Annotated in this window: 18 protein-coding genes and 1 pseudogene; 7 read left to right on the top strand and 12 right to left on the bottom strand. The window is 63.9% G+C overall.

Features of this window, described 5'->3' with window-relative positions; all coding sequences use genetic code 11:
- Positions 1 to 33: 33 nt before the first annotated feature.
- The 5 genes from V9K84_RS22910 to trxA form a co-directional block, all read right to left on the bottom strand.
- Positions 34 to 684 (bottom strand): gamma-glutamylcyclotransferase, encoded by a 651-nt coding sequence (locus tag V9K84_RS22910; RefSeq protein ID WP_043863394.1) that lies wholly within the window; start codon positions 682 to 684, stop codon positions 34 to 36.
- Positions 685 to 960: 276 nt separating this feature from the next.
- The gene (locus V9K84_RS22905) at positions 961 to 1929 is read right to left on the bottom strand and encodes a CDP-6-deoxy-delta-3,4-glucoseen reductase (RefSeq protein ID WP_088514619.1); all 969 of its coding nucleotides are present in this window, start codon (positions 1927 to 1929) and stop codon (positions 961 to 963) included.
- A complete protein-coding gene (gene ubiD / locus V9K84_RS22900) occupies positions 1929 to 3395 on the bottom strand; it encodes a 4-hydroxy-3-polyprenylbenzoate decarboxylase (protein ID WP_054915496.1) in 1467 nt (488 codons plus the stop codon). The genes V9K84_RS22905 and ubiD overlap by 1 nt, the downstream gene beginning before the upstream one ends.
- Positions 3396 to 3520: 125 nt before the next feature.
- Entirely contained in the window at positions 3521 to 4780 is a 1260-nt protein-coding gene (rho, locus tag V9K84_RS22895) for a transcription termination factor Rho (protein ID WP_043863391.1), read from the bottom strand.
- A gap of 230 nt (positions 4781 to 5010) precedes the next feature.
- Positions 5011 to 5340, bottom strand: a complete 330-nt coding sequence (gene trxA / locus V9K84_RS22890) for a thioredoxin TrxA (RefSeq protein WP_043863390.1) — start codon at positions 5338 to 5340, stop codon at positions 5011 to 5013.
- A gap of 240 nt (positions 5341 to 5580) precedes the next feature.
- On the opposite strand from trxA, the gene ppx reads away from it, so the two are divergent.
- Positions 5581 to 7083: an exopolyphosphatase gene (ppx, locus tag V9K84_RS22885; protein ID WP_043863389.1), complete on the top strand. Its 1503-nt coding sequence runs from the start codon at positions 5581 to 5583 to the stop codon at positions 7081 to 7083.
- On the opposite strand, the gene ppk1 is transcribed toward ppx, so the two are convergent.
- A complete protein-coding gene (gene ppk1 / locus V9K84_RS22880; RefSeq protein ID WP_043863388.1) occupies positions 7070 to 9304 on the bottom strand; it encodes a polyphosphate kinase 1 in 2235 nt (744 codons plus the stop codon). The two genes, ppx and ppk1, sit on opposite strands and share 14 nt — an antisense overlap.
- Before the next feature lie 19 nt (positions 9305 to 9323).
- Entirely contained in the window at positions 9324 to 10334 is a 1011-nt protein-coding gene (gene hemB, locus V9K84_RS22875; protein ID WP_043863387.1) for a porphobilinogen synthase, read from the bottom strand.
- Positions 10335 to 10541: 207 nt separating this feature from the next.
- Between hemB and V9K84_RS22870 the strand changes: the two genes are divergently transcribed.
- Both V9K84_RS22870 and elbB read left to right on the top strand, forming a co-directional pair.
- Positions 10542 to 11183: a DedA family protein gene (locus tag V9K84_RS22870; RefSeq protein WP_088514618.1), complete on the top strand. Its 642-nt coding sequence runs from the start codon at positions 10542 to 10544 to the stop codon at positions 11181 to 11183.
- A gap of 116 nt (positions 11184 to 11299) precedes the next feature.
- Positions 11300 to 11968, top strand: a complete 669-nt coding sequence (gene elbB, locus V9K84_RS22865; protein WP_043863385.1) for an isoprenoid biosynthesis glyoxalase ElbB — start codon at positions 11300 to 11302, stop codon at positions 11966 to 11968.
- 4 nt (positions 11969 to 11972) lie between these two features.
- Here the strand turns inward: elbB and V9K84_RS22860 are convergent, their stop codons facing one another.
- Together V9K84_RS22860 and V9K84_RS22855 are read right to left on the bottom strand one after the other, a co-directional pair.
- Positions 11973 to 12434, bottom strand: a complete 462-nt coding sequence (locus V9K84_RS22860; protein WP_043863384.1) for a YaiI/YqxD family protein — start codon at positions 12432 to 12434, stop codon at positions 11973 to 11975.
- A 98-nt stretch (positions 12435 to 12532) separates the two neighbouring features.
- A pseudogene (locus tag V9K84_RS22855) lies at positions 12533 to 14056 on the bottom strand (FTR1 family protein); the annotation flags it as partial.
- Positions 14057 to 14485: 429 nt separating this feature from the next.
- Here V9K84_RS22855 and V9K84_RS22850 point away from each other — a divergent pair.
- From V9K84_RS22850 to V9K84_RS22835, 4 genes are read left to right on the top strand one after another with little or no spacing between them, the layout of a single operon-like run.
- The gene (locus V9K84_RS22850) at positions 14486 to 15877 is read left to right on the top strand and encodes a hypothetical protein (protein WP_054915494.1); all 1392 of its coding nucleotides are present in this window, start codon (positions 14486 to 14488) and stop codon (positions 15875 to 15877) included.
- 14 nt (positions 15878 to 15891) lie between these two features.
- Complete coding sequence (locus tag V9K84_RS22845) at positions 15892 to 16266, top strand: YcfL family protein (RefSeq protein WP_043863382.1); 375 nt, start codon at positions 15892 to 15894, stop codon at positions 16264 to 16266.
- Between the two features lie 29 nt (positions 16267 to 16295).
- Positions 16296 to 16883: a penicillin-binding protein activator LpoB gene (gene lpoB / locus V9K84_RS22840; RefSeq protein ID WP_043863467.1), complete on the top strand. Its 588-nt coding sequence runs from the start codon at positions 16296 to 16298 to the stop codon at positions 16881 to 16883.
- A gap of 3 nt (positions 16884 to 16886) precedes the next feature.
- A complete protein-coding gene (locus tag V9K84_RS22835; protein WP_043863381.1) occupies positions 16887 to 17627 on the top strand; it encodes a hypothetical protein in 741 nt (246 codons plus the stop codon).
- Positions 17628 to 17750: 123 nt separating this feature from the next.
- Here V9K84_RS22835 and V9K84_RS22830 read toward each other — a convergent pair whose 3' ends face one another.
- From V9K84_RS22830 to V9K84_RS22820, 3 genes are all read right to left on the bottom strand, one after another.
- Positions 17751 to 18383 carry a LysE family transporter gene (locus V9K84_RS22830; protein ID WP_088514617.1) on the bottom strand — a complete coding sequence of 211 codons (633 nt, stop codon included), beginning with the start codon at positions 18381 to 18383 and terminating at the stop codon, positions 17751 to 17753.
- Positions 18384 to 18468: 85 nt separating this feature from the next.
- Positions 18469 to 19056, bottom strand: a complete 588-nt coding sequence (locus V9K84_RS22825) for a mechanosensitive ion channel family protein (protein ID WP_043863379.1) — start codon at positions 19054 to 19056, stop codon at positions 18469 to 18471.
- Positions 19056 to 20966, bottom strand: a complete 1911-nt coding sequence (locus tag V9K84_RS22820; protein WP_043863378.1) for an ATP-binding cassette domain-containing protein — start codon at positions 20964 to 20966, stop codon at positions 19056 to 19058. Before V9K84_RS22820 ends, V9K84_RS22825 begins: the two co-directional genes overlap by 1 nt.
- Positions 20967 to 21014: the final 48 nt, after the last annotated feature.

The raw sequence follows: 21014 nt of genomic DNA, 5'->3' as shown, positions 1-21014 counted from the left end.
GGGTGAATAAGGGGCGCGATGGTACCGCAGGCTTCACGCCTTGTCCGCCGAATGACAACGCTTGAAGCGTGCCTCCAGGTTGCGGTCGGGCATGGCATGGGTGCGCAGCGCCGAAAGGGTCTGCTCGACATAGTCGCGGGTGGTGCCGTAGCGACCCTTGGCGCTGGCCAGGATATGGCTGAGCAAGGTGTCGGGCAGGTTGCCGGCATAGCACGGCAAGTGCCGCTCCAGCACGAAGCCCAGTGCCTGCACCTTGCTGCCGTCCTCGAGGCGGCAGTTGAGCCAGTGCGGACGGTACGCCGGGTACGGCATCTCGCGCTGCCACAGCGCCAGCAATGAATCCTCCAGGCGCTCTTCGGGCAGCCGATAGGCAAAGCCGCTGCACGAGCCACCACGGTCCAGACCGAACACCAGCCCCGGGCACTCCGGAGTGCCGCGGTGCTCGTGGGACCACAGGTACAGGCCGCGATGATAGCCATGCACGCGTGCGCGCCGGCGCTCGGCCGCGCTGCATTCCGGTCGCCAGATCAGCGAGCCATAGGCAAACAGCCAGACCGGGCCGCCCTGATGGCGGGACATGGTGTGATCAACCGATTGTCGAAGTTGCTCGTGGGTCAGTTGCTGACCGAAGTCGAGCACCGGAGGGTACGCCAAACTCGAGGGTGCAGTTTCAATTGCCGACATGATCGCCGCCAGAATTCCTCGTGAACTACTGAAGTGGCCCACTGTAAAGTCATTGCACTAACAATACATCGACCGTACGGCAGATGGCCGCTCGAATACAAGCCCCCGTTGCAAACAAAGCCCCCAGCACCGGGGCTTTCAGGCCTGCTGTTTCAAGTGTAGTAATAGTTTTTGGCGGTGCTTGCAATAATTAACGCGGCCAGCACTTATAACCAACGAGGCACAATCGGGTTATTTGAATCGGCGCGTTATTGCAACGCGCCGTTATTACCTAAGTTAGCCGCGCGGGGCATAAGCGAATACATCGGCGCGCATCTGGTGTGCGTCCATGCCAGCGTCCACCAGGGCATCGAGGGTGGCGTAGATCATGGTGGGCGAGCCACTGGCATACACGTGCACGCCCGCAAGGTCGGCAATGTCTTCGCACACGGCTTCGTGCAGCAGCCCGCAGCGCCCCTCCCAGCCGCACAGGTCGCTCACCACTTTGTGCAGGAACAGGTTGGGCAGCGTTGACCACTCGTCCCAGTGCTCGATCTGATAGAAGTCTTCCGGGCGGCGCACTCCCCAGTACAGGTGCACCGGGTGCTTGAAGCCGCTGGCCCGGCAATGTTCGATCAGGCTGTGCATCTGCGCCATGCCGGTACCGGCAGCAATCAGTACCAGCGGCCCGTCCGGCAGTTCGGCCAGGTGCGTGTCGCCAAACGGCAGCTCCACCCGCGCCATGCGGTTGCGCTGCAACTGTGCGATCAGTTCCAGTGCACTGCTCTCGCGGGCCAGCACGTGCAGCTCCAGGTCACGCCCGCTGTGTGGCGCCGAGGCCAGCGAGAACGCGGCCTTGTCGCCAGCTTCGCGCTCGATCATCAGGTACTGCCCGGCATGGTAGCGCGGCGGCTTGCCGGCCGGCGCGCGCAGACGCACGCGCCACACGTCGCCGCCCACCTCGACACATTCGCTCAACTGGCAGGCCAGCTTGCGCACCGGCAGCTCGCCCAGGGCCAACACGCCATCCCACAGCAACACGCAATCCTCCAGCGGCTCGGCGATGCAGGTGTACAGCTCGCCATGGTCCTTCACCTCGCCATCCTGGCGCACACGGCCTTCCACCAGCAGTGCCGCGCACACATGGCAATTGCCATTGCGGCAGCTCTGCGGGCAGTCATAGCCCAGACGACGGGCCCCATCCAGTATGCGCTCACCAGGGTTCAGTGCCAGCACCGCCCCGGAGGGCTGCAAGGTAACCTGCATCAGTCTATTCCCAACTGTGTCCACAGCTCATCGATGCGTCGGGTGACGGCCTCGTCCTTGACGATGACACGCCCCCACTCGCGGGTGGTTTCGCCCGGCCACTTGTGGGTGGCATCCAGGCCCATCTTCGAGCCCAGGCCGGAAACCGGCGAGGCGAAGTCCAGGTAGTCGATCGGTGTGTTGTCGATCATCACGGTATCGCGCTTGGGGTCCATGCGCGTGGTGATGGCCCAGATCACGTCGTTCCAGTCCCGCGCGTTGATGTCGTCGTCGGTGACGATCACGAACTTGGTGTACATGAACTGGCGCAGGAACGACCACACCCCCAGCATCACGCGCTTGGCGTGCCCTGGGTACTGTTTTTTCATGGTGACCACCGCCATGCGGTACGAGCAGCCTTCAGGAGGCAGGTAGAAGTCGGTGATCTCGGGGAACTGCTTCTGCAGGATCGGCACGAACACTTCGTTCAGCGCCACGCCCAGAATCGCCGGCTCGTCAGGCGGACGCCCGGTGTAGGTGCTGTGATAGATCGGCTTGGTGCGGTGGGTGATGCGCTCCACGGTGAACACCGGAAAGCTGTCGACCTCGTTGTAGTAGCCGGTGTGATCGCCATACGGGCCTTCGGGCGCCATCTCGCCGGGGTGGATCACGCCTTCGAGGATGATCTCGGCGGTGGCGGGCACCTGCAGGTCATTGCCGCGGCACTTGACCAGCTCGGTACGGTTGCCGCGCAGCAGGCCGGCGAAGGCGTACTCGGACAGGCTGTCGGGCACCGGGGTCACCGCGCCGAGGATGGTCGCCGGGTCGGCGCCCAGTGCCACGGCCACCGGGAACGGCTGGCCAGGGTGCTTCTCGCACCACTCGCGATAGTCCAGCGCGCCGCCACGGTGGCTCAGCCAGCGCATGATGACCTTGTTGCGGGCGATGACCTGCTGGCGATAGATACCCAGGTTCTGGCGGTCCTTGTTCGGACCTCGGGTCACGGTCAGGCCCCAGGTGATCAGCGGCGCCACGTCGCCCGGCCAGCAGTGCTGGATCGGCAGCGCGCCAAGATCGACGTCGTCCCCCTCGATCACCACGTCGTGGCAGGGCGCATCCTTGACCACCTTGGGCGCCATCGAGATGACCTTCTTGAAGATCGGCAGCTTCGACCAGGCGTCCTTCAGCCCCTTGGGCGGCTCGGGCTCCTTGAGGAAGGCCAGCAGCTTGCCGATCTCGCGCAGTTCGCTGACCGACTCGGCGCCCATGCCCATGGCCACGCGCTCCGGGGTGCCGAACAGGTTGCCCAGCACCGGAATGTCGTAACCGGTAGGGTTCTCGAACAGCAACGCCGGGCCCTTGGCACGCAGGGTGCGGTCGCAGACCTCGGTCATTTCCAGGATCGGGGAGATGGGGACCTGAATGCGCTTGAGTTCGCCGCGCTGTTCCAGGCCGCGGATAAAGTCGCGCAAATCGCGATACTGCATGCGGGAGCCTCGTGTTCGCCGTAGCGGTCGGGGTGCAAAGTGTAGCGCCGAACCCCGCCCGCCAGAATAGACAATGTACAGATAGCAAAAAGCCGGGTTTCCCCGGCTCTTGCGTACCGCCCGTGTTACTTGCGCTTCATCGACAGGAAGAACTCGTCGTTGGTCTTGGTCTGCTTGAGCTTGTCGACCAGGAACTCGATGGCAGCGATCTCGTCCATCGGGTGCAGCAGCTTGCGCAGGATCCACATGCGCTGCAGCTCGTCGTCGGCGGTCAGCAGCTCTTCGCGACGGGTACCCGAACGGTTGATGTTGATGGCCGGGAACACGCGCTTCTCGGCAATGCGACGGTCCAGGGGCAGTTCCATGTTGCCGGTACCCTTGAACTCTTCGTAGATCACTTCGTCCATCTTCGAGCCGGTCTCGACCAGCGCGGTGGCGATGATGGTCAGCGAACCGCCTTCCTCGATGTTACGTGCAGCACCGAAGAAACGCTTCGGCTTCTCCAGGGCGTGGGCGTCGACACCACCGGTCAGCACCTTGCCGGAGCTCGGGATCACGGTGTTGTAGGCACGGGCCAGACGAGTGATCGAGTCGAGCAGGATGACCACGTCCTTCTTGTGCTCGACCAGGCGCTTGGCCTTCTCGATGACCATCTCGGCCACTTGCACGTGACGGGTTGGCGGCTCGTCGAAGGTGGAGGCGACCACTTCGCCGCGCACGGTGCGCTGCATCTCGGTCACTTCTTCCGGGCGCTCGTCGATCAGCAGCACGATCAGGTGGCACTCGGGGTTGTTGCGGGTGATGTTGGCCGCGATGTTCTGCAGCATGATGGTCTTGCCCGCTTTCGGCGGGGCGACGATCAGGCCGCGCTGGCCCTTGCCGATCGGCGCGCACAGGTCGATGACGCGACCGGTGAGGTCTTCGGTGGAACCGTTGCCGGCTTCCATCTTCAGGCGCTTGTTCGGGAACAACGGCGTCAGGTTTTCGAAGAGGATCTTGTTCTTCGCGTTTTCCGGACGGTCGTAGTTGATGGTGTCGACCTTGAGCAGCGCGAAGTAGCGCTCGCCTTCTTTGGGCGGGCGGATCTTGCCGACGATGGTGTCACCGGTACGCAGGTTGAAGCGACGAATCTGGCTGGGCGAGACATAGATGTCGTCCGGGCCGGCCAGGTACGAAGCGTCAGCCGAACGCAGGAAGCCGAAACCGTCCTGGAGAATCTCCAGCACGCCGTCACCGGAGATTTCCTCGCCGCTTTTCGCGTGCTTTTTCAACAGGGAGAAAATCACGTCCTGCTTGCGCGAACGGGCCATATTTTCTATGCCCATCTGTTCGGCCAATTCGAGCAGATCGGTAATCGGCTTTTGCTTGAGTTCAGTCAGATTCATAAGGGGAATGACGTAATCATGTAAGAAGGGGGAATTAAGCTTCTGGCTTAATGAAGCCGCGCCGCAGAGAAGGCGACAGGATCGCGTACTAATTCGAATTGAGGTGCGTCGGCGACGGCGTGCAGGGGGCACTGAAAGAAACAGTGCGAGGCCGAATGTATCACTTGCATTTTCTGGCGTCTAGTCACCAGACAGAGAAAAGCCCCGACGAATGCGGGGCTTTTTTCGACTCAGATATTGGCGTCGAGGAACGCCTGCAGCTGAGACTTGGACAATGCGCCGACCTTGGTCGCCTCGACATTGCCGTTCTTGAACAGCATCAGCGTCGGGATGCCACGCACGCCGTGCTTGGCTGGGGTTTCCTGGTTTTCGTCGATGTTCAGCTTGGCGACGGTCAGTTTGCCCTCGTAGGTAGCGGCGATGTCGTCCAGAACCGGAGCGATCATTTTGCATGGGCCGCACCATTCAGCCCAGTAGTCGACCAGCACCGGACCTTCAGCCTTGAGCACGTCGGCTTCGAAGGTGGCGTCGGTGACGTGTTTGATAAGATCGCTGCTCATGGAAGTCTCCAAGGTCGTAAGCAAAAAAACGTGGCCCATCATAGCCGCCATCGCCGTAGACAGGAAGCCACGCGCGATTGACTGTAACTATAGTTGTGCGAGACGTTGCATATCGACTGTCACACAAAAGTCATAAAAAAGACTCGCAACTGCGTCAGGTCAAGCCTTGCCACACTGCGCGTTGGCGTCGGCGGCGGATCGTGGCACGATTGCCGGGTTATCGACCGAGAACCCATCACCATGCCGCAAAACCCAGCCAAGAATCTGTCCCTGATAGCCGCCATCGACCTGGGCTCCAACAGTTTTCACATGGTCGTGGCCAAGGCCCACCACAACGACATTCGCATCCTGGAGCGGTTGGGGGAAAAGGTTCAGCTGGCCGCCGGCATCGACGAAGAGCGCCAGCTCAGCGAAGAGTCCATGCAACGCGGGCTCGACTGTCTCAAGCGCTTCGCCCAGCTGATCAACGGCATGCCTGACGGCGCGGTGCGCATCGTCGGCACCAACGCCTTGCGCGAAGCGCGCAACCGCGGCGAATTCATCCGCCGCGCCGAAGCCATTCTCGGACACCCGGTGGAGGTGATTTCCGGCCGTGAAGAAGCACGCCTGATCTACCTGGGCGTCTCCCACACCCTGGCCGACACCCCCGGCAAGCGCCTGGTGGCCGACATCGGCGGCGGCAGTACCGAATTCATCATCGGCCAGCGCTTCGAGCCCCTGCTACGCGAAAGCCTGCAGATGGGCTGCGTGAGCTTCACCCAGCGTTACTTTCGCGACGGCAAGATCACCCCGGCGCGCTATGCCCAGGCCTACACCGCCGCGCGCCTGGAGCTGATGAGCATCGAGAACGCCCTGCACCGCCTGACCTGGGATGAAGCCATCGGCTCCTCGGGCACCATCCGCGCCATCGGCCTGGCCCTGAAGGCCGGCGGCATGGGCAACGGTGAGGTCAACGCCGAAGGTCTGGCCTGGCTCAAGCGCAAACTGTTCAAGCTGGGCGATACCGACAAGATCGACTTCGAAGGGGTCAAGCCCGACCGGCGCACCATCTTCCCGGCGGGCCTGGCGATCCTGGAGGCGATCTTCGACGCGCTGGAACTGCAACGCATGGACCACTGCGAAGGTGCCCTGCGCGAAGGCGTGCTGTACGACCTGCTGGGCCGCCACCACCACGAAGACGTGCGCGAACGCACCCTGACCTCGCTGATGGAGCGCTACCACGTCGACCAGGGGCAGGCGGCACGGGTCGAGCGCAAGGCGCTGCATGCCTTCGACCAGGTGGCCAAGGCGTGGGATCTTGAAGACGGGATCTGGCGCGAACTGCTGGGCTGGGCGGCCAAGGTGCACGAAGTGGGGCTGGACATCGCCCACTATCATTACCACAAGCACGGCGCCTACCTGATCGAGCACTCCGACCTGGCCGGCTTCTCCCGTGAAGACCAGCAGATGCTGGCACTGCTGGTGCGCGGGCACCGGCGCAACATCCCCAAGGACAAGTTCGCCGAATTCGGCGACGACGGCGTGAAGCTGATTCGTCTGTGCGTGCTGCTGCGCTTCGCGATCCTGTTCCACCACATCCGCGGCACCCAGCAGATGCCGACGGTCAAGCTGCATGCCGCCGGCCAGAGCCTGGATGTGGAGTTCCCGGCCGGCTGGCTGGAACAGAACCAGCTGACCCAGGCCGATTTCGGCCTGGAAGCCGAATGGCTGGCCCGGGTCGGCTTTACCCTCAGCGTACGATAAGCACCGGGTTGCTCAGGCGCTCGAGCAGAGTGGCCTGGGCACTGCGCGGGTTCTGGTTGCCGGTCGGCGTGCTGCGCACATAGCGGCCGTCCGACTGCAGCAGCCACGCGTGGGTGTTGTCGGTCAGGTACCCCTCCAGCTCCTTCTTCACCCGCAGGATCAGCTTCTTGCCCTCCACCGGGAAGCAGGTCTCGACACGCTTGTCGAGGTTGCGCTCCATCCAGTCGGCACTGGAAAGGAACATCTGCTCTTCCCCGCCATTGAGGAAGTAGAACGCCCGGGTGTGTTCCAGGAAGCGCCCGATGATCGAGCGCACGTGGATGTTGTGCGAAACGCCCGGAATGCCCGGACGCAGGCAGCACATGCCACGCACCACCAGGTCGATGCGCACGCCCGACTGGCTGGCCTTGTACAACGCCTTGATGATCTTGGGGTCGGTCAGCGAGTTGAACTTGGCGATGATGTGCGCCGGCTTGCCTTCCAGGGCGAACTGGGTCTCGCGCGCGATCATGTCGAGCATGCCCTTCTTGAGGGTGAACGGCGCGTGCAGCAGCTTCTTCATGCGCAGGGTCTTGCCCATGCCGATCAGCTGGCTGAACAGCTTGCCGACGTCCTCGCACAAGGCGTCGTCGGAGGTCAGCAGGCTGTAGTCGGTGTACAGGCGGGCGTTGCCGGCGTGGTAGTTGCCGGTACCCAGGTGCGCATAACGCACGATCTCGCCGGCCTCGCGCCGCAGAATCAGCATCATCTTGGCGTGGGTCTTGAACCCGACCACGCCATAGATCACCACTGCACCCGCCGCTTGCAGGCGGCTGGCCATCTGCAGGTTGGACTCTTCGTCGAAACGCGCGCGCAATTCGATCACCGCGGTGACCTCCTTGCCGTTACGCGCCGCGTCCACCAGCGCGTCGACGATCTCGGAGTTGGCGCCGCTGCGGTACAGGGTCTGGCGCACGGCCAGCACGTGCGGGTCTTTCGCCGCCTGACGCAGCAGGTCGACCACCGGGGTGAACGACTCGAAGGGGTGCATCAGCAGGATGTCCTGCTTGCTGATGACACTGAAAATGTTCTCGCTGTTCTGCAACAGCTTGGGAATTGCCGGGGTGAACGGCGTGTACTGCAGCTCCGGGTGGCTGTCCAGGCTGGTGATGCTGAACAGGCGCGTGAGGTTGACCGGGCCATTGACCTGGTACACCTCGTGCTCGCTCAGGCTGAACTGCTTGAGCAGGTAGTCGGACAGGTGCTTGGGACAGGTATCGGCCACTTCCAGGCGCACCGCATCGCCATAGCGACGCGAGAACAGCTCGCCACGCAGGGCGCGGGCCAGGTCTTCGACGTCCTCGGAGTCCAGCGCCAGGTCGGCGTTGCGGGTCAGACGGAACTGGTAGCAGCCCTTGACCTTCATGCCCTGGAACAGGTCGTCGGCGTGCGCATGGATCATCGACGACAGGAACACGTAGTTGTCGCCGGGGCCACCGACGTCTTCCGGCACCTTGATCACCCGCGGTAGCAGACGCGGCGCCGGAATGATCGCCAGGCCCGAATCACGGCCGAACGCATCGATGCCTTCGAGCTCGACGATGAAGTTCAGGCTCTTGTTCACCAGCAGCGGGAACGGGTGGGTCGGGTCCAGGCCGATCGGGGTAATGATCGGCGCGATCTCGTCGCGGAAGTAGCGGCGCACCCAGGTCTTGAGCTTGGTGGTCCAGTGACGCCGGCGGATGAAGCGAATCTGGTGCTTTTCCAGCTCCGGCAGCAGCACGTCGTTGAGGATCGCGTACTGGCGGTCCACTTCGCTGTGCACCAGCTCGCTGATGCGCGCCAGCGCCTGGTGCGGCTGCAGGCCGTCGGCGCCGGCCTGCTCGCGAGCGAAGGTGATCTGCTTCTTCAGGCCCGCTACACGAATTTCGAAGAACTCATCCAGGTTGCTGGAAAAGATCAGCAGGAACTTCAGTCGCTCCAGCAGCGGGTAGGACTCGTCCAGCGCCTGCTCCAGCACGCGGATGTTGAACTGCAGCTGGGACAATTCGCGATGGATGTACAGGCTGCTGTCGTCCAGGCCCGGCACGGCAATCGCCGGCACCGCCGGGGCCGGAGCCACCACGGGCGCCTCGGCTTCGACCACCGGCGCGGGCTCGAGGTCCGGCGGGGTTTCGACCAGTTGCTCGGGCACCGGCTGGGCATCCTTCACTTCGACTTCGGTAAGTGCTTCGTTATTCATCTAGCGTTCCTGAAGGGCGTTACTGCCCTCTCATCAATTGTGCGGCGCGAACAGCGAAATAGGTCAGGATGCCGTCGGCGCCCGCCCGTTTGAAAGCGGTGAGGGATTCGAGGATAACCCCTTCCGAGAGCCAGCCGTTCTGGATCGCGGCCATGTGCATCGCGTACTCGCCACTGACCTGGTAGACGAAGGTCGGCACCTTGAACTCGTCCTTGACCCGCGCAAGGATATCCAGATACGGCATGCCTGGCTTGACCATTACCATGTCGGCGCCTTCGGACAGGTCGGCGGCCACTTCGTGCAGGGCCTCGTTGGTGTTGGCCGGGTCCATCTGGTACGAGGCCTTGTTGGCCTTGCCCAGGTTCAGCGCCGAGCCGACCGCGTCGCGGAACGGGCCGTAGTAGGCGCTGGCATACTTGGCCGAGTAGGCCATGATGCGCACGTTGACATGACCGGCCAGCTCCAGGGCTTCACGGATCGCCTGGATCCGCCCGTCCATCATGTCCGACGGGGCCACCACCTGGGCGCCGGCCTCGGCATGCGACAGCGCCTGGCGCACCAGGGCGTCGACGGTGATGTCGTTCTGGACGTAGCCTTCCTCGTCGAGGATACCGTCCTGGCCGTGGGTGGTGAACGGGTCCAGTGCCACGTCGGTGATCACCCCCAGCTCCGGGAAGCGGTCGCGCAGGGCGCGGGTGGCGCGCTGGGCAATACCGTCCGGGTTGTAGGCTTCGGCGCCATCCAGCGACTTCCTGTCCAGCGGGGTCACCGGGAACAGGGCCAGCGCCGGAATACCCAGCTTCACCCACTCCTCGGCGGCCTGCAGCAGCAGGTCGATGCTCAGGCGCTCCACGCCCGGCATCGAGGCGACTTCCTCGCGACGGTTTTCGCCGTCCAGCACGAACACCGGCAGGATCAGGTCGTCAACAGTCAGTGTGGTTTCGCGCACCAGGCGACGGGAAAAGTCGTCACGGCGGTTGCGACGCAGGCGAGTGGCAGGAAACAAACGGTTAGCGGGGGTAAAGCTCACGGCAGACTCCTGAGCCCGCGCAGGCGGGCGAGCGCGACAGTTATAAGCAGCCATTATGACGCCCGTATGACGACCTGAGGCAACCCTGCGACTTATGGACGCATTCATTCTCCTTGTAGGAAATGTTCACGTCGAGACACATTTGGACACTTTCCCTAAAGCCTCCCAGGGGGTAGGCTGCGCGTTCATTTCGCCAGCACCCAGAAAATGCTTGAACAATTCCTGCAGGATTTCGGCTATTTTGCCCTTTTTCTAGGCACCTTTTTTGAAGGTGAGACCATACTGGTTCTCGCCGGATTTCTTGCGTTCCGTGGCTACATGGATATCAACATGGTGGTGCTGGTTGCCTTCTTCGGCAGCTATGCCGGCGACCAGCTGTGGTACTTCATGGGGCGTCGTCACGGGCGCAAGCTGCTGGCGCGCAAGCCGCGCTGGCAGATGATGGGGGACCGTGCGCTGGAGCACATCCGCCGCCACCCCGACATCTGGGTGCTGAGTTTCCGTTTCGTCTACGGCCTGCGCACGGTGATGCCCGTGGCCATCGGCCTGTCCGGCTACCCGCCGCGCCGCTACCTGCTGCTCAACGGCATCGGTGCCGCAGTATGGGCACTGGCCCTGGGCGCGGCCGCCTACCACTTCGGCGCCATCCTCGAAGGGCTGCTGGGCAACGTGAAGAAGTACGAGCTGTGGGTACTCGGTGCCCTGGTGGTACTGGGCGCCCTGCTGTGGCTGCGCCGGCGCTTCAAGGCCGCGCGCATTGCCCGCCAGGAAGCCGCCGAGGCCCAGGCCGAACAGGCGCGGGCCCAGGCCCGGGAGCAGCACCCTGGCGAAGGTGGCGACCGGCCATAGGCCTGGCTGCTCGCTCTCACGACTGAACACTCCCCCTGCATTGCGATCTATGTAGAGAGCCTGGCGAGAATGGCCAAATCAGGGGACATTTAGCGCCTTGAACGGGAGTAGTGAGCATGACCAAGAAAAAAGTTGCGGTGATCCTTTCCGGTTGCGGTGTGTACGACGGTGCCGAAATTCACGAGAGCGTCATCACCCTGCTGCGCCTTGACCAGCGTGGCGCCCAGGTGCAGTGCTTTGCGCCGAACATCGCGCAGATGCATGTGATCAACCACCTTACCGGCGAAGAGATGCCCGAAACGCGCAACGTGCTGGTGGAGTCGGCGCGCATTGCGCGCGGCGAGGTCAAGGACCTGCGTGAAGCGAATGCGGACGACTTCGACGCACTGATCGTGCCCGGTGGCTTCGGCGCTGCGAAAAACCTCTCCAACTTCGCCGTGGAAGGCGACAAATGCTCGGTCAACCCCGATGTGCTCGCACTGGCCGAAGCCTTCGCCGAAGCGGGCAAGCCGGTGGGCCTGATCTGCATTTCGCCGGCCCTGGCGGCCAAGATCTACGGGCCAGGCGTGGTCTGCACCATCGGCAACGATGCCGACACCAGCGCGGCCGTGGTCAAGATGGGCGGCACCCATGAAGAATGCGATGTGCACGACATCGTCGAAGACACTCAGCGCAAGCTGGTCAGCACCCCCGCCTACATGCTGGCGCAGAGCATCGGCGAGGCGGCGGGCGGGATCTACAAGCTGGTCGACCGGGTGCTGGAACTGACCCACGAGGCCGACTGAGGCATCACTGCGGGTAGGCGCGTGCCAACCGCGTGAGAATGCGGTCCAGCGCATTGGCGAAGGCCTGTTTCTCACGCTCGCCGTAGGGCGCCTGCCCACCACCGACCTGGCCCTGCTCGCGCAGGTCGGTGAACAGGTTGCGCACCGCCAGCCGCTCGCCCATGTTGCGCTCGTCGAATTCGCGACCACGCGGATCGAGCGCGGCCACCCCCTTCTTGACCAGCCGATCGGCCAGCGGCACATCGCTGCAGATCACCAACTCGCCGGGCACGGCGTGTTCCACCAGGTAGTCGTCGGCAGCATCCGGCCCACTGGGCACCACGATGAGCCTGACGCAGGCAAAGGCCGGCTTGATCTGGCCCTGACCGGCGACCAGCACCACCTCGAATTGGCGCTTGAGGGCAAATTTGACCAGTTGGTCCTTGGCCGCCTTGGGGCAGGCATCGGCGTCGATCCAGACACGCATGGTTGGGTTATCCACCGCAAAGAGAACAAGGGGCACAGTATCCCTGCATTGGCGCGGCGTTGCAGCATTCGCCGACAAGCCAGCGCAGGGGCCCTCGATCAGTGCACCGAAACCCGCCGCCCTGCCAGCCAGCTGCGCCCGTACAACACCGCAATGGCCACCAGCGCCAATGCCTGCGCGGCCAGCGAATACGCATCGGCATGAATCCCCAGCCAGTCGAAGTCGAAGAACGGCACTGGCCGCGTACCGAACACCCCCGCCTCCTGCAACGCCTTCACCCCATGCCCGGCGAACACCACCGACAACGCGCACAGCAGCGCCGCGTTGATGCTGAAGAACAACGACAGCGGCAATTTCGCCGACCCGCGCAGAATCACCCACGCCAGCCCCACCAGCAGCACCAGCGCCGTCGCCCCGCCGGCCAGCACCGCATCGTGCGCCGCAGGCCCGGCCTGCAGCCACAGGGTTTCGTAGAAAAGGATCACCTCGAACAGTTCGCGGTAAACCGAAAAGAACGCCAGCACGGCAAAGCCGAAGCGGCCGCCGCCCCCCACCAGGCTGCTTTTGATGTAGTCCTGCCAGGCCGCCGCATGGCGCCGGTCGTGCATCCACACCCCCAGCCACAGCACCATCACGCAGGCGAACAGGGCGGTGCAGCCCTCCAGCAGTTCACGCTGTGCGCCCCCCACGTCGATCACGTAGGCAGCCAGCGCCCAGGTGGCAAAGCCCGCCACCAGGGCCAGCGCCCACCCCACGTTGACGCTGCGCACTGCCGACTGCTGCCCGGTATTGCGCAGGAAGGCCAGAATCGCCGCCAGCACCAGGATTGCCTCCAGCCCCTCGCGCAGCAGAATCAGCAGGCCGGAGATGAAGCTCAGCGACCAGCTCAGGCCATCGCCACCCAGCAGCTTGGCCGATGCTTCGAGCTTGGCCTTGGCCGCCGCCAGGCGTTGCGTCACCTGCTCCACCGGCAAGCCGTCCTGCAACCCCTGGCGGTAGGCCATCAGGGCCTTTTCGGTGTTCTTGCGCAGGTTGGCATCGACGTTGTCCAGGGCGCTTTCCACCAGCTCGAAGCCCTCCAGGTACGCCGCCACCGACAGGTCGTAGGCCTGCTCGTGGTCGCCGGCACGATAGGCGGCCAGGCTCTGTTCGAGGGTGGTGGCGGTGTAGTCGATCAGTTGGCCAGGGCCGCGTTGCGCTGCTGGCGGCTTGGCGCGCTGGGCACGAAAGGCGGCCGCCGCCTCGCCACCCTGGGTGTCACGCACCTGCGCCGGGGTGAGCTGCGCCAGCTCGGCCAGGCTGAAGCGCCGGTCGGCCTGCACAGCACCAGGCTCGGCGCTGAAGCCGGCAATGTAGCTGGCCACATCCCAGCGCTGGCGCTCGTCGAGCTGGTCGGCGAACGCCGGCATGTCGCTGCCCTCGATGCCCTGCTCCATCACCCGGTACAGCTCGGCCAGGCTCAGGGTGTCGAGCCGCGCCGCCTGGCGCAGATCGCCCGGAGGTGGTTCCAGCCCCAACCCCGCCGGCCCATCGCCGGCGCCGCCGTCACCGTGGCACACCGAACAGTGCTGGGCGTACAGCGGTGCACCGCGGGCCGGGTCCGGGGTAATCAGCGGCGCTTGCGGCGCGGCACTGCTCAAGGCACTGCCCAGGGCCAGCAGCGGCCCTAGCAGCCAGGCGAACACACGGAGGCGGGGCATCATGGGAGCCAATCTCGAACAGGAATGAGGAGGATTGCATTGTTCACTTCCACTTGCGCCGGCTCAAGCACCACCCGGAAGTTTCATGAAAAATTTTGAAACAAGTTTATCTCCTACCCCGGGAATCGACTTATTCCTACACCACACGGGAAATGTGACTACTGGCACATCCAAGAAAAAATGAAGCACAAGGCCATTAATTAGCCAGTCATTGCGTCTATAATGCCGCGCCTTTCGTTATAGCGAATGGAAATACAGGCTCCTCTGCTAAGAGGATTTGGAACTAGCGTCCAAAGGGATCACCGCCACTCGCCGGCGCCTAACGTCACTTTTTCAGGGAAGAGATTCAAGATGGCCTCCCGTGTCCTCACCGTCGCCACGCTGTGCGCGATCGTCCAACTGACGGGCTGCGCAGCGTTTCGCAGCTACGACAGCGAACTCCAGGAAACCAACCAGCAGCTGGCCAGCGGCAACGTCGACGCGGCCCTGGCCCTGCTGGAAAAGAACAACAAGGGTGAGGACAAGGACCTTCTCTACTACTTCGAGAAAGGCGAACTGCTGCGCTCCAAGGGCGACCTGAGCGGCAGCCAGGATGCCTGGCGCGAAGCCGATAGCGTGGTGTTCAAGTGGGAAGAGTCGGTGAAGCTGGACACCGCCAAGTACCTGAGCCAGTTCGGCAGCTACCTGGTCAACGACAAGGTGCGCCGCTACGAAGGCTACGACTACGAAAAAGTCATGCTGACCACCCAGATGGCCCTGAACCTGCTGGCACAGAATGATTTCGACGGTGCCCGCACCGAAATCAAGAAAACCCACGAACGTGAGGCCGTGATCGCCGAGCTGCGTGACAAGGAATACCTCAAGCGCGAAGAAGAGGCCGAGAAGGAAGGCGTCAAGACCGAGTACAAGGACCTGCAGGGCTACCCGGTGGCCGCCCTGGACGCGCCTGAAGTGGTCGGTCTGAAGAACAGCTACCAGAGTGCGTTCAGCCACTACCTGTCCGGCTACGTATACGAAGCACTGGGCGAAAAAGGCCTGGCTGCACCGGGCTACCGCAAGGCGGCCGAACTGCGCCCGAACACCGCGCTGCTCGAGCGTGCGCTGCTCGACCTCGACAAGCCTGCCGCCAAGGGCGCCGACAGCGACGTGCTGATCGTGGTGCAGAGCGGCCTGGCGCCGGCCCGCGACTCGGTGCGCATCCCCCTGCCCCTGCCAATCAGCGGCAATCTGGTGATCACCCCGCTGTCGTTCCCGATCATCAAGGAAGACACCTCCACCGCGCACTTCAGCGAGATCTACCTGAACGACAAGACGCTCTCGCTGACCGCGCTCAACAGCACCACCGCCATGTCGCGCCGCGCGCTGCGTGACGACATGCCAGGCATCATCCTGCGCACCAGCGTGCGCGCCATCACCCGTGGCGTGGCGCAAAAGCAGCTCAACGACGTCAACCCGCTGGCTGGTCTGGCCGTGGGCATCGCCTCGGCCGTCACCGAAGGCGCCGACACCCGCACCTGGCGCACCCTGCCGGACGACACCCTGGTTGCCCGCGTGCGCCTGGCCCAGGGCGAGCACCAACTGAGCCTGCCGTCGAACCTGGGCGGCAGCAAGATCGCCGTGAAGATCGATCGCCCCTATCAGGTCGTGGCCCTGCGCGTCGTGGGCAACCGCGTCTACGCCGGTGGCCCGGCCCTGCAAGTCACCCAGCCTGCGCCGGCCGCCGCCGTCGCCAGCCTCAAGTAAGCCAAGGAATCGCCATGCGCCTCAAGCTTCTCGCCGCGCTCGCCACCGCCACCCTGCTGGCCGGCTGCGCCACCCCACCACCGCCCGCACCGGGCAGCGCCGCCAGCAAGGTGGTCGTGATGGGCAAACTGAGCAACATCGATATCGGCCCGATGCGGGTTGCCCGCGAAAACGGCTTCATGACCGTCAAGGTCTCGCTGACCAACACCAGCCGCAGCAACAAGACGATGTTCTATCGCTTTGCCTGGCTGGGCAACGACGGCTTCCCGGTCGCCAGCGAAGAAAGCTGGAAGACCCTGAGCCTGTACGGCTCGCAGTCCACCGTACTGCCAGCGATTGCCCCGGTCCCCCAGGCCACTGACTTCCGCATTGAAGTCCAGGCCCAGTAATTTTCAATTTTCAGGAGATGCTCAACATGATGTTCGCTCGTTTTTCCCTGCTGGCCGTAGTGGTCGCGCTGGCCAGCGGCTGCGCCAACAACTCCCCTGTACTGGGCGGCAAGAACATTGGCTACGGCGACAGCAAGGCCGTTGAACTGGTCACCAACGAGTTCGGTTCCACCGACCTGCAGATGATCGCCGAAAGCATGACCCGCTCGCTGGCCCAGTCCGGCATCCTGCAGGGCCGTCCGGTGGTTCAGGTCTACGACGTGAAGAACAAGACCAGCGAGTACATCGATACCCGCGAGATCACCACCTCGATCAAGACCCAGCTGATGAAGACCGGCACCGCCCGCTTCGCCAGCGACAACAACCAGATGCAGAGCCAGGTCGACCAGCTCAAGCTGCAGAACCAGAGCGGCCTGTACAAGAAGAACACCGTGGCCAAGACCGGCAACATGATCGCTGCCAAATACCGCCTGGAAGGGTCGATCAGCTCGATCGTCAAGCGCAGCAGCGACTACAAGGACGTGTTCTACAAGTTCAGCCTGCAGCTGATCGACGTGGAAAGCGGCCTGGCCGAGTGGATGGACGAAAAAGAAATCCGCAAGACCACGGAGCGCTAAGCAATGCGTGCATGGATGGGCATCATCGGCCTGGCTTGCGCGTTCGGCGTGCAAGCGGCCCCCAAGGTAGCGGTCACCGACCTGGCTTATCAGGAGCGCGTGGAGCAGTACATCCACATGGTCTCGGCGAGCAGCAACTCGAATGCGAGCATGTACCACGCCAACGCGTCGTCCAGCTACAGCGAGTTCGAAAGCAGCCAGAGCTACATCGAGCAGACCGAGCTGCGCAAGTTCAGCGGTGACATCAAGGGCGAGATCCTCAAGTCCGGCATGTTCCAGCTGGTGCAGGGCACGCCGTACACGGCCAAGGCCAAGCAGGACGTGTATGACGTGATCGCGCGGATCAAGGCGGGCAACTACAAGGGCGCCGACTACGTACTGTTCGGCACCCTGTCGGATATCGACTTCCAGCGCGATATCACCTCGATCGACAACACCAACAGCTACTCGGCGATCCTGGGCCTGACCCTGGTGGCCGATTTCAGCCTGATCAACACCCGTACCTACGAGATCACCTCGGCGTTCACCGCCATGGGTGAAGGCCAGGACACCAAGCTGGTGAACAGCCAGGACGTGCGGGTCAGCCTGAACCGTCCGCGGGTGGTGCGTGAAGTGTCCAAGGAACTGGGCATGGATGTGGCCAGACAGCTCAAGGAGCAGCTGGTGGGTGTGATGCCGGATCAGGAACGTGCGCCGATGCGCAACAACCTGCCGCCGGATGAACCGGCGCAGATCTTGCGCTGAGCATGCAAAAGGCGACCTTCGGGTCGCCTTTTTTATTGGGTGTCTGTGCTGGCCTCTTCGCCGGCAACGCCGGCTCCCACAAGAACAGTGGTGACCCGCGATGGAAGGCGCAGCCTTCCGGTCTTAGACCGGCGCCCGGCGAATGGTCGCCAGCAATGTCGCCGCACCCAGGAACAACCCGGCAAACGTGCGGTTCATGCGCCGCTGCTGCCGGGGCGTGCGCAACAGGCGCAGCACCCGCGCCGCCAACCCGGTATAACCCGCCATCACCAGCAGGTCCACCGCCACCATGGTGCCGGCGATCGTCAGGTACTGCGGCAGCAGCTCGGCATGCGGATTGATGAACTGCGGCAGCACCGCAAGCATGAAGATCAGCGCCTTGGGGTTGCTGACGTTGACCAGAAAACCACGGAACACCAGGCTCAGCGGCTTGCCGATGGGGCGTACCGTCGAGTCGTCGGCCAGGTCTGCCGGCAGCGCTCGCCACTGTTTCACGGCCAGGTAGATCAGGTAGGCAACGCCAAACCATTTGATGACCTGGAACGCGGTAGCCGAGGCAGTGAGTACCGCGCCCACGCCGGCGGCAATGATCGCGATCTGCATCACCAGCCCCAGCTGCAGGCCCAGCGCGTTCCAGTAGCCGCGCCAGAAGCCGTACTGCAGACCGCAGGACATGGACGCAATGGCCCCCGCCCCCGGCGAAAGACTGATTACCCAACAGGCAGCAAAAAAAGCCAACCACGTTTCCAGCGACATCACACACCTCGGCCCGGACCCTTGTTCAAGGGTTCCACGCTAATGCGCCGCTGAAAAAATCACCACATTTTTTTGCAGCCGGTGTTCAGGCCCCGGGTTTCGGGCTTTCGCTTACCACGGCCAGGCCGTCCGAACCGCGCCAGCGGCGCACGCTCTTCTGGAAGAACTGGCTGTTGGGCACCTGCACCAGTGCGCCGCCCGCCTCGGGCAGTTCGACCAGGGTGGTGAACAGCAGGTTGATCGCGGTCACGCGGCCCTTGACCCCCGGCTTGTCGAGGGTCTCGACCAGCTCGACAACGTCGCCGATGCGAAACGGCCCCACGGTGAAGATCAGCACCGCGCAGAGCAGGTTGGACAGTACGCTCCACATCGCGAAGAAGGCCACCGCCGCCACCGCGACAAAGCCCGACAGGGCCGTCCACAGCACCGTGGCCGAAACACCCAGGCGCTCCAGCACGAAGATCAGCGCGCTGCCCATGATCAGCCAGCGCAAGCCGCCGCGCAGCGGCACCATCAGCTCCGGCGGCAACGGGTAACGCTCGCTCAGGCGAGTCAGGCAGCGCGCCACCAGGCGTTGCAGCAGGTACGCCGCGACCAGGATCAGCAGTATCTGCAGGCCCATCCAGAAGGGGCCGATCCACTCGACCGGCAGCAATCCCTGCATCGACTCCATCAGGACAACGCCTCCAGCTCGGCCTGCATGCTTTCAAGCACTTCGAGCGCTTGCATCCAGGCTTCTTCCAGCTCGCCTTCGCGCACCTTCAGCTTGGCCTGGCGGGCCAGCAGCTCGCGCAGCTCGTCCTTGCGCGCCGCTTCATACAGCGCGCTGTCGCTCAGGCTGGCATCGACCCCGGCCAGCTCTTCATGCAACTTGGCCAGCTCGGCTTCGAGCTTGTCGGCCTGGCGCTTGTGCGGGGCCAGTTGCTGGCGCAACGCCGCCGCAGCCTGGCGCTGGGCCTTCTTGTCGGTCTTGTCGGGGTTGACCGGTGTGGTGCTGACCGGGGCATTGCGCTGACGATACTCGACCAGCCAGCGGGTGTAGTCGTCGAGGTCGCCATCGAAGGTCTCGACCTTGCCGTCTGCCACCAGCAGGAAGTCGTCGGTGGTGCTCTTGAGCAGGTGACGGTCGTGGGACACCACCAGTACCGCGCCACTGAACTCCTGCAGGGCCATGGTCAGTGCCAGGCGCATCTCCAGGTCCAGGTGGTTGGTCGGTTCGTCGAGCAGCAGCAGGTTGGGCCGCTCCCAGGCAATCAGCGCCAGGGCCAGGCGGGCCTTTTCGCCGCCGGAGAAGTTCAGCACCGGCTCGTCGATGCGCGCACCGCGAAAATCGAAACCGCCGAGGAAGTCGCGCAGGGTCTGCTCGCGCTCGGTGGGGGCCAGGCGCTGCAGGTGCAGCAGGGGGCTGGCCTTGCTGTCCAGCGAATCGAGCTGGTGCTGGGCAAAGTAGCCCACCACCAGGTTCTCGCCGCGCACCAGGCGTCCGGCCAGCGGCTCCAGCTCGCCGGCCAGGTTCTTGATCAGGGTCGACTTGCCGGCGCCGTTGGGGCCCAGCAGGCCGATGCGCGCACCCGGGGTGAGCTGCAGCTTGACCTTCTCCAGCACGGTCTTTTCGCCATAGCCCAGGCGGGCTTCGGCAAGGTCGAGCAGCGGGCTGGAGATCTTCTCGGACTCGCGGAAGGTGAAGTCGAACGGCGAGTCGACATGCGCCGCCGAAAGCTCCTCCATGCGCTCCAGTGCCTTGATGCGGCTTTGTGCCTGGCGCGCCTTGGTGGCCTGGGCCTTGAACCGGGCGATGTACTTTTCCATGTGGGCGCGTTGCGCCTGCTGCTTCTCGTACGCCTGCTGCTGTTGCGCCAGGCGTTCGGCACGGGCGCGCTCGAAGGCGCTGTAGCCGCCGCGGTAGAGGGTCAGCTTGCACTGTTCCACGTGTGCCACGTGGTCGACCACGGCATCCAGGAAATCGCGGTCGTGGGAAATCAGCAGCAGCGTGCCGGGGTAGCTCTTGAGCCAGTCTTCAAGCCACAGGATCGCATCCAGGTCCAGGTGGTTGGTGGGCTCGTCGAGCAGCAGCAGGTCGCTGGGGCACATCAGTGCCTGGGCCAGGTTCAGGCGCATGCGCCAGCCGCCGGAGAAGTCGCCGACGCGCCGGTCCATCTGTTCGTTGCTGAAGCCCAGGCCGGCCAGCAGCTTGCGGGCACGGGCGTCGGCGGTATAACCGTCGGCGCTGTCGAGCTCCACATGCAGGCGGGCCAGGGCATTGTTGTCGTGCGCGGCCTCGGCGGCTGCGAGCGCAGCCTGTACCTCGCGCAGGCGCACGTCGCCATCGAGCACGTAGTCCACCGCCAGGCGATCGAGGGTATCGACCTCCTGGCGCATGTGCGCGATGCGCCAGTCGCCGGGCAGCTGGCATTCGCCCGAATCGGGCGTGAGCTCACCGCGCAGCAAGGCGAACAGGCTGGATTTGCCGGCGCCGTTGGCACCGATCAGGCCGGCTTTCTGGCCGGCGTGCAGGGTCAACTCGGCGCCTTCTAGCAGGCGCTGGGGACCACGCTGTAAAGTGAGGTTCGAAAGTCTGATCATAATGGCCGCGGAGTCTACCAGCTTCGATGGCAACTGGCGCGAGTAGGA

The organism is Pseudomonas sp. AE27 (genome assembly GCF_037113495.1).
GTDB classification, from domain to species: domain Bacteria; phylum Pseudomonadota; class Gammaproteobacteria; order Pseudomonadales; family Pseudomonadaceae; genus Aquipseudomonas; species Aquipseudomonas palmensis.
Note: the sequence above shows the minus strand (reverse complement) of the source record. Positions and strands in the feature narration are given on the sequence as shown.

Coding starts and splice junctions, on each gene's coding strand:
- trxA (WP_043863390.1), bottom strand. CDS start 5,340: ATGAGCAGCGATCTTATCAAACACGTCACCGACGCCACCTTCGAAGCC.
- lpoB (WP_043863467.1), top strand. CDS start 16,296: ATGTTCGCTCGTTTTTCCCTGCTGGCCGTAGTGGTCGCGCTGGCCAGC.
- V9K84_RS22835 (WP_043863381.1), top strand. CDS start 16,887: ATGCGTGCATGGATGGGCATCATCGGCCTGGCTTGCGCGTTCGGCGTG.
- ppx (WP_043863389.1), top strand. CDS start 5,581: ATGCCGCAAAACCCAGCCAAGAATCTGTCCCTGATAGCCGCCATCGAC.
- V9K84_RS22905 (WP_088514619.1), bottom strand. CDS start 1,929: ATGCAGGTTACCTTGCAGCCCTCCGGGGCGGTGCTGGCACTGAACCCT.
- V9K84_RS22845 (WP_043863382.1), top strand. CDS start 15,892: ATGCGCCTCAAGCTTCTCGCCGCGCTCGCCACCGCCACCCTGCTGGCC.
- V9K84_RS22850 (WP_054915494.1), top strand. CDS start 14,486: ATGGCCTCCCGTGTCCTCACCGTCGCCACGCTGTGCGCGATCGTCCAA.
- rho (WP_043863391.1), bottom strand. CDS start 4,780: ATGAATCTGACTGAACTCAAGCAAAAGCCGATTACCGATCTGCTCGAA.
- V9K84_RS22825 (WP_043863379.1), bottom strand. CDS start 19,056: ATGGAGTCGATGCAGGGATTGCTGCCGGTCGAGTGGATCGGCCCCTTC.
- V9K84_RS22830 (WP_088514617.1), bottom strand. CDS start 18,383: ATGTCGCTGGAAACGTGGTTGGCTTTTTTTGCTGCCTGTTGGGTAATC.
- ppk1 (WP_043863388.1), bottom strand. CDS start 9,304: ATGAATAACGAAGCACTTACCGAAGTCGAAGTGAAGGATGCCCAGCCG.
- V9K84_RS22820 (WP_043863378.1), bottom strand. CDS start 20,966: ATGATCAGACTTTCGAACCTCACTTTACAGCGTGGTCCCCAGCGCCTG.
- V9K84_RS22870 (WP_088514618.1), top strand. CDS start 10,542: ATGCTTGAACAATTCCTGCAGGATTTCGGCTATTTTGCCCTTTTTCTA.
- V9K84_RS22860 (WP_043863384.1), bottom strand. CDS start 12,434: ATGCGTGTCTGGATCGACGCCGATGCCTGCCCCAAGGCGGCCAAGGAC.
- elbB (WP_043863385.1), top strand. CDS start 11,300: ATGACCAAGAAAAAAGTTGCGGTGATCCTTTCCGGTTGCGGTGTGTAC.
- V9K84_RS22910 (WP_043863394.1), bottom strand. CDS start 684: ATGTCGGCAATTGAAACTGCACCCTCGAGTTTGGCGTACCCTCCGGTG.
- ubiD (WP_054915496.1), bottom strand. CDS start 3,395: ATGCAGTATCGCGATTTGCGCGACTTTATCCGCGGCCTGGAACAGCGC.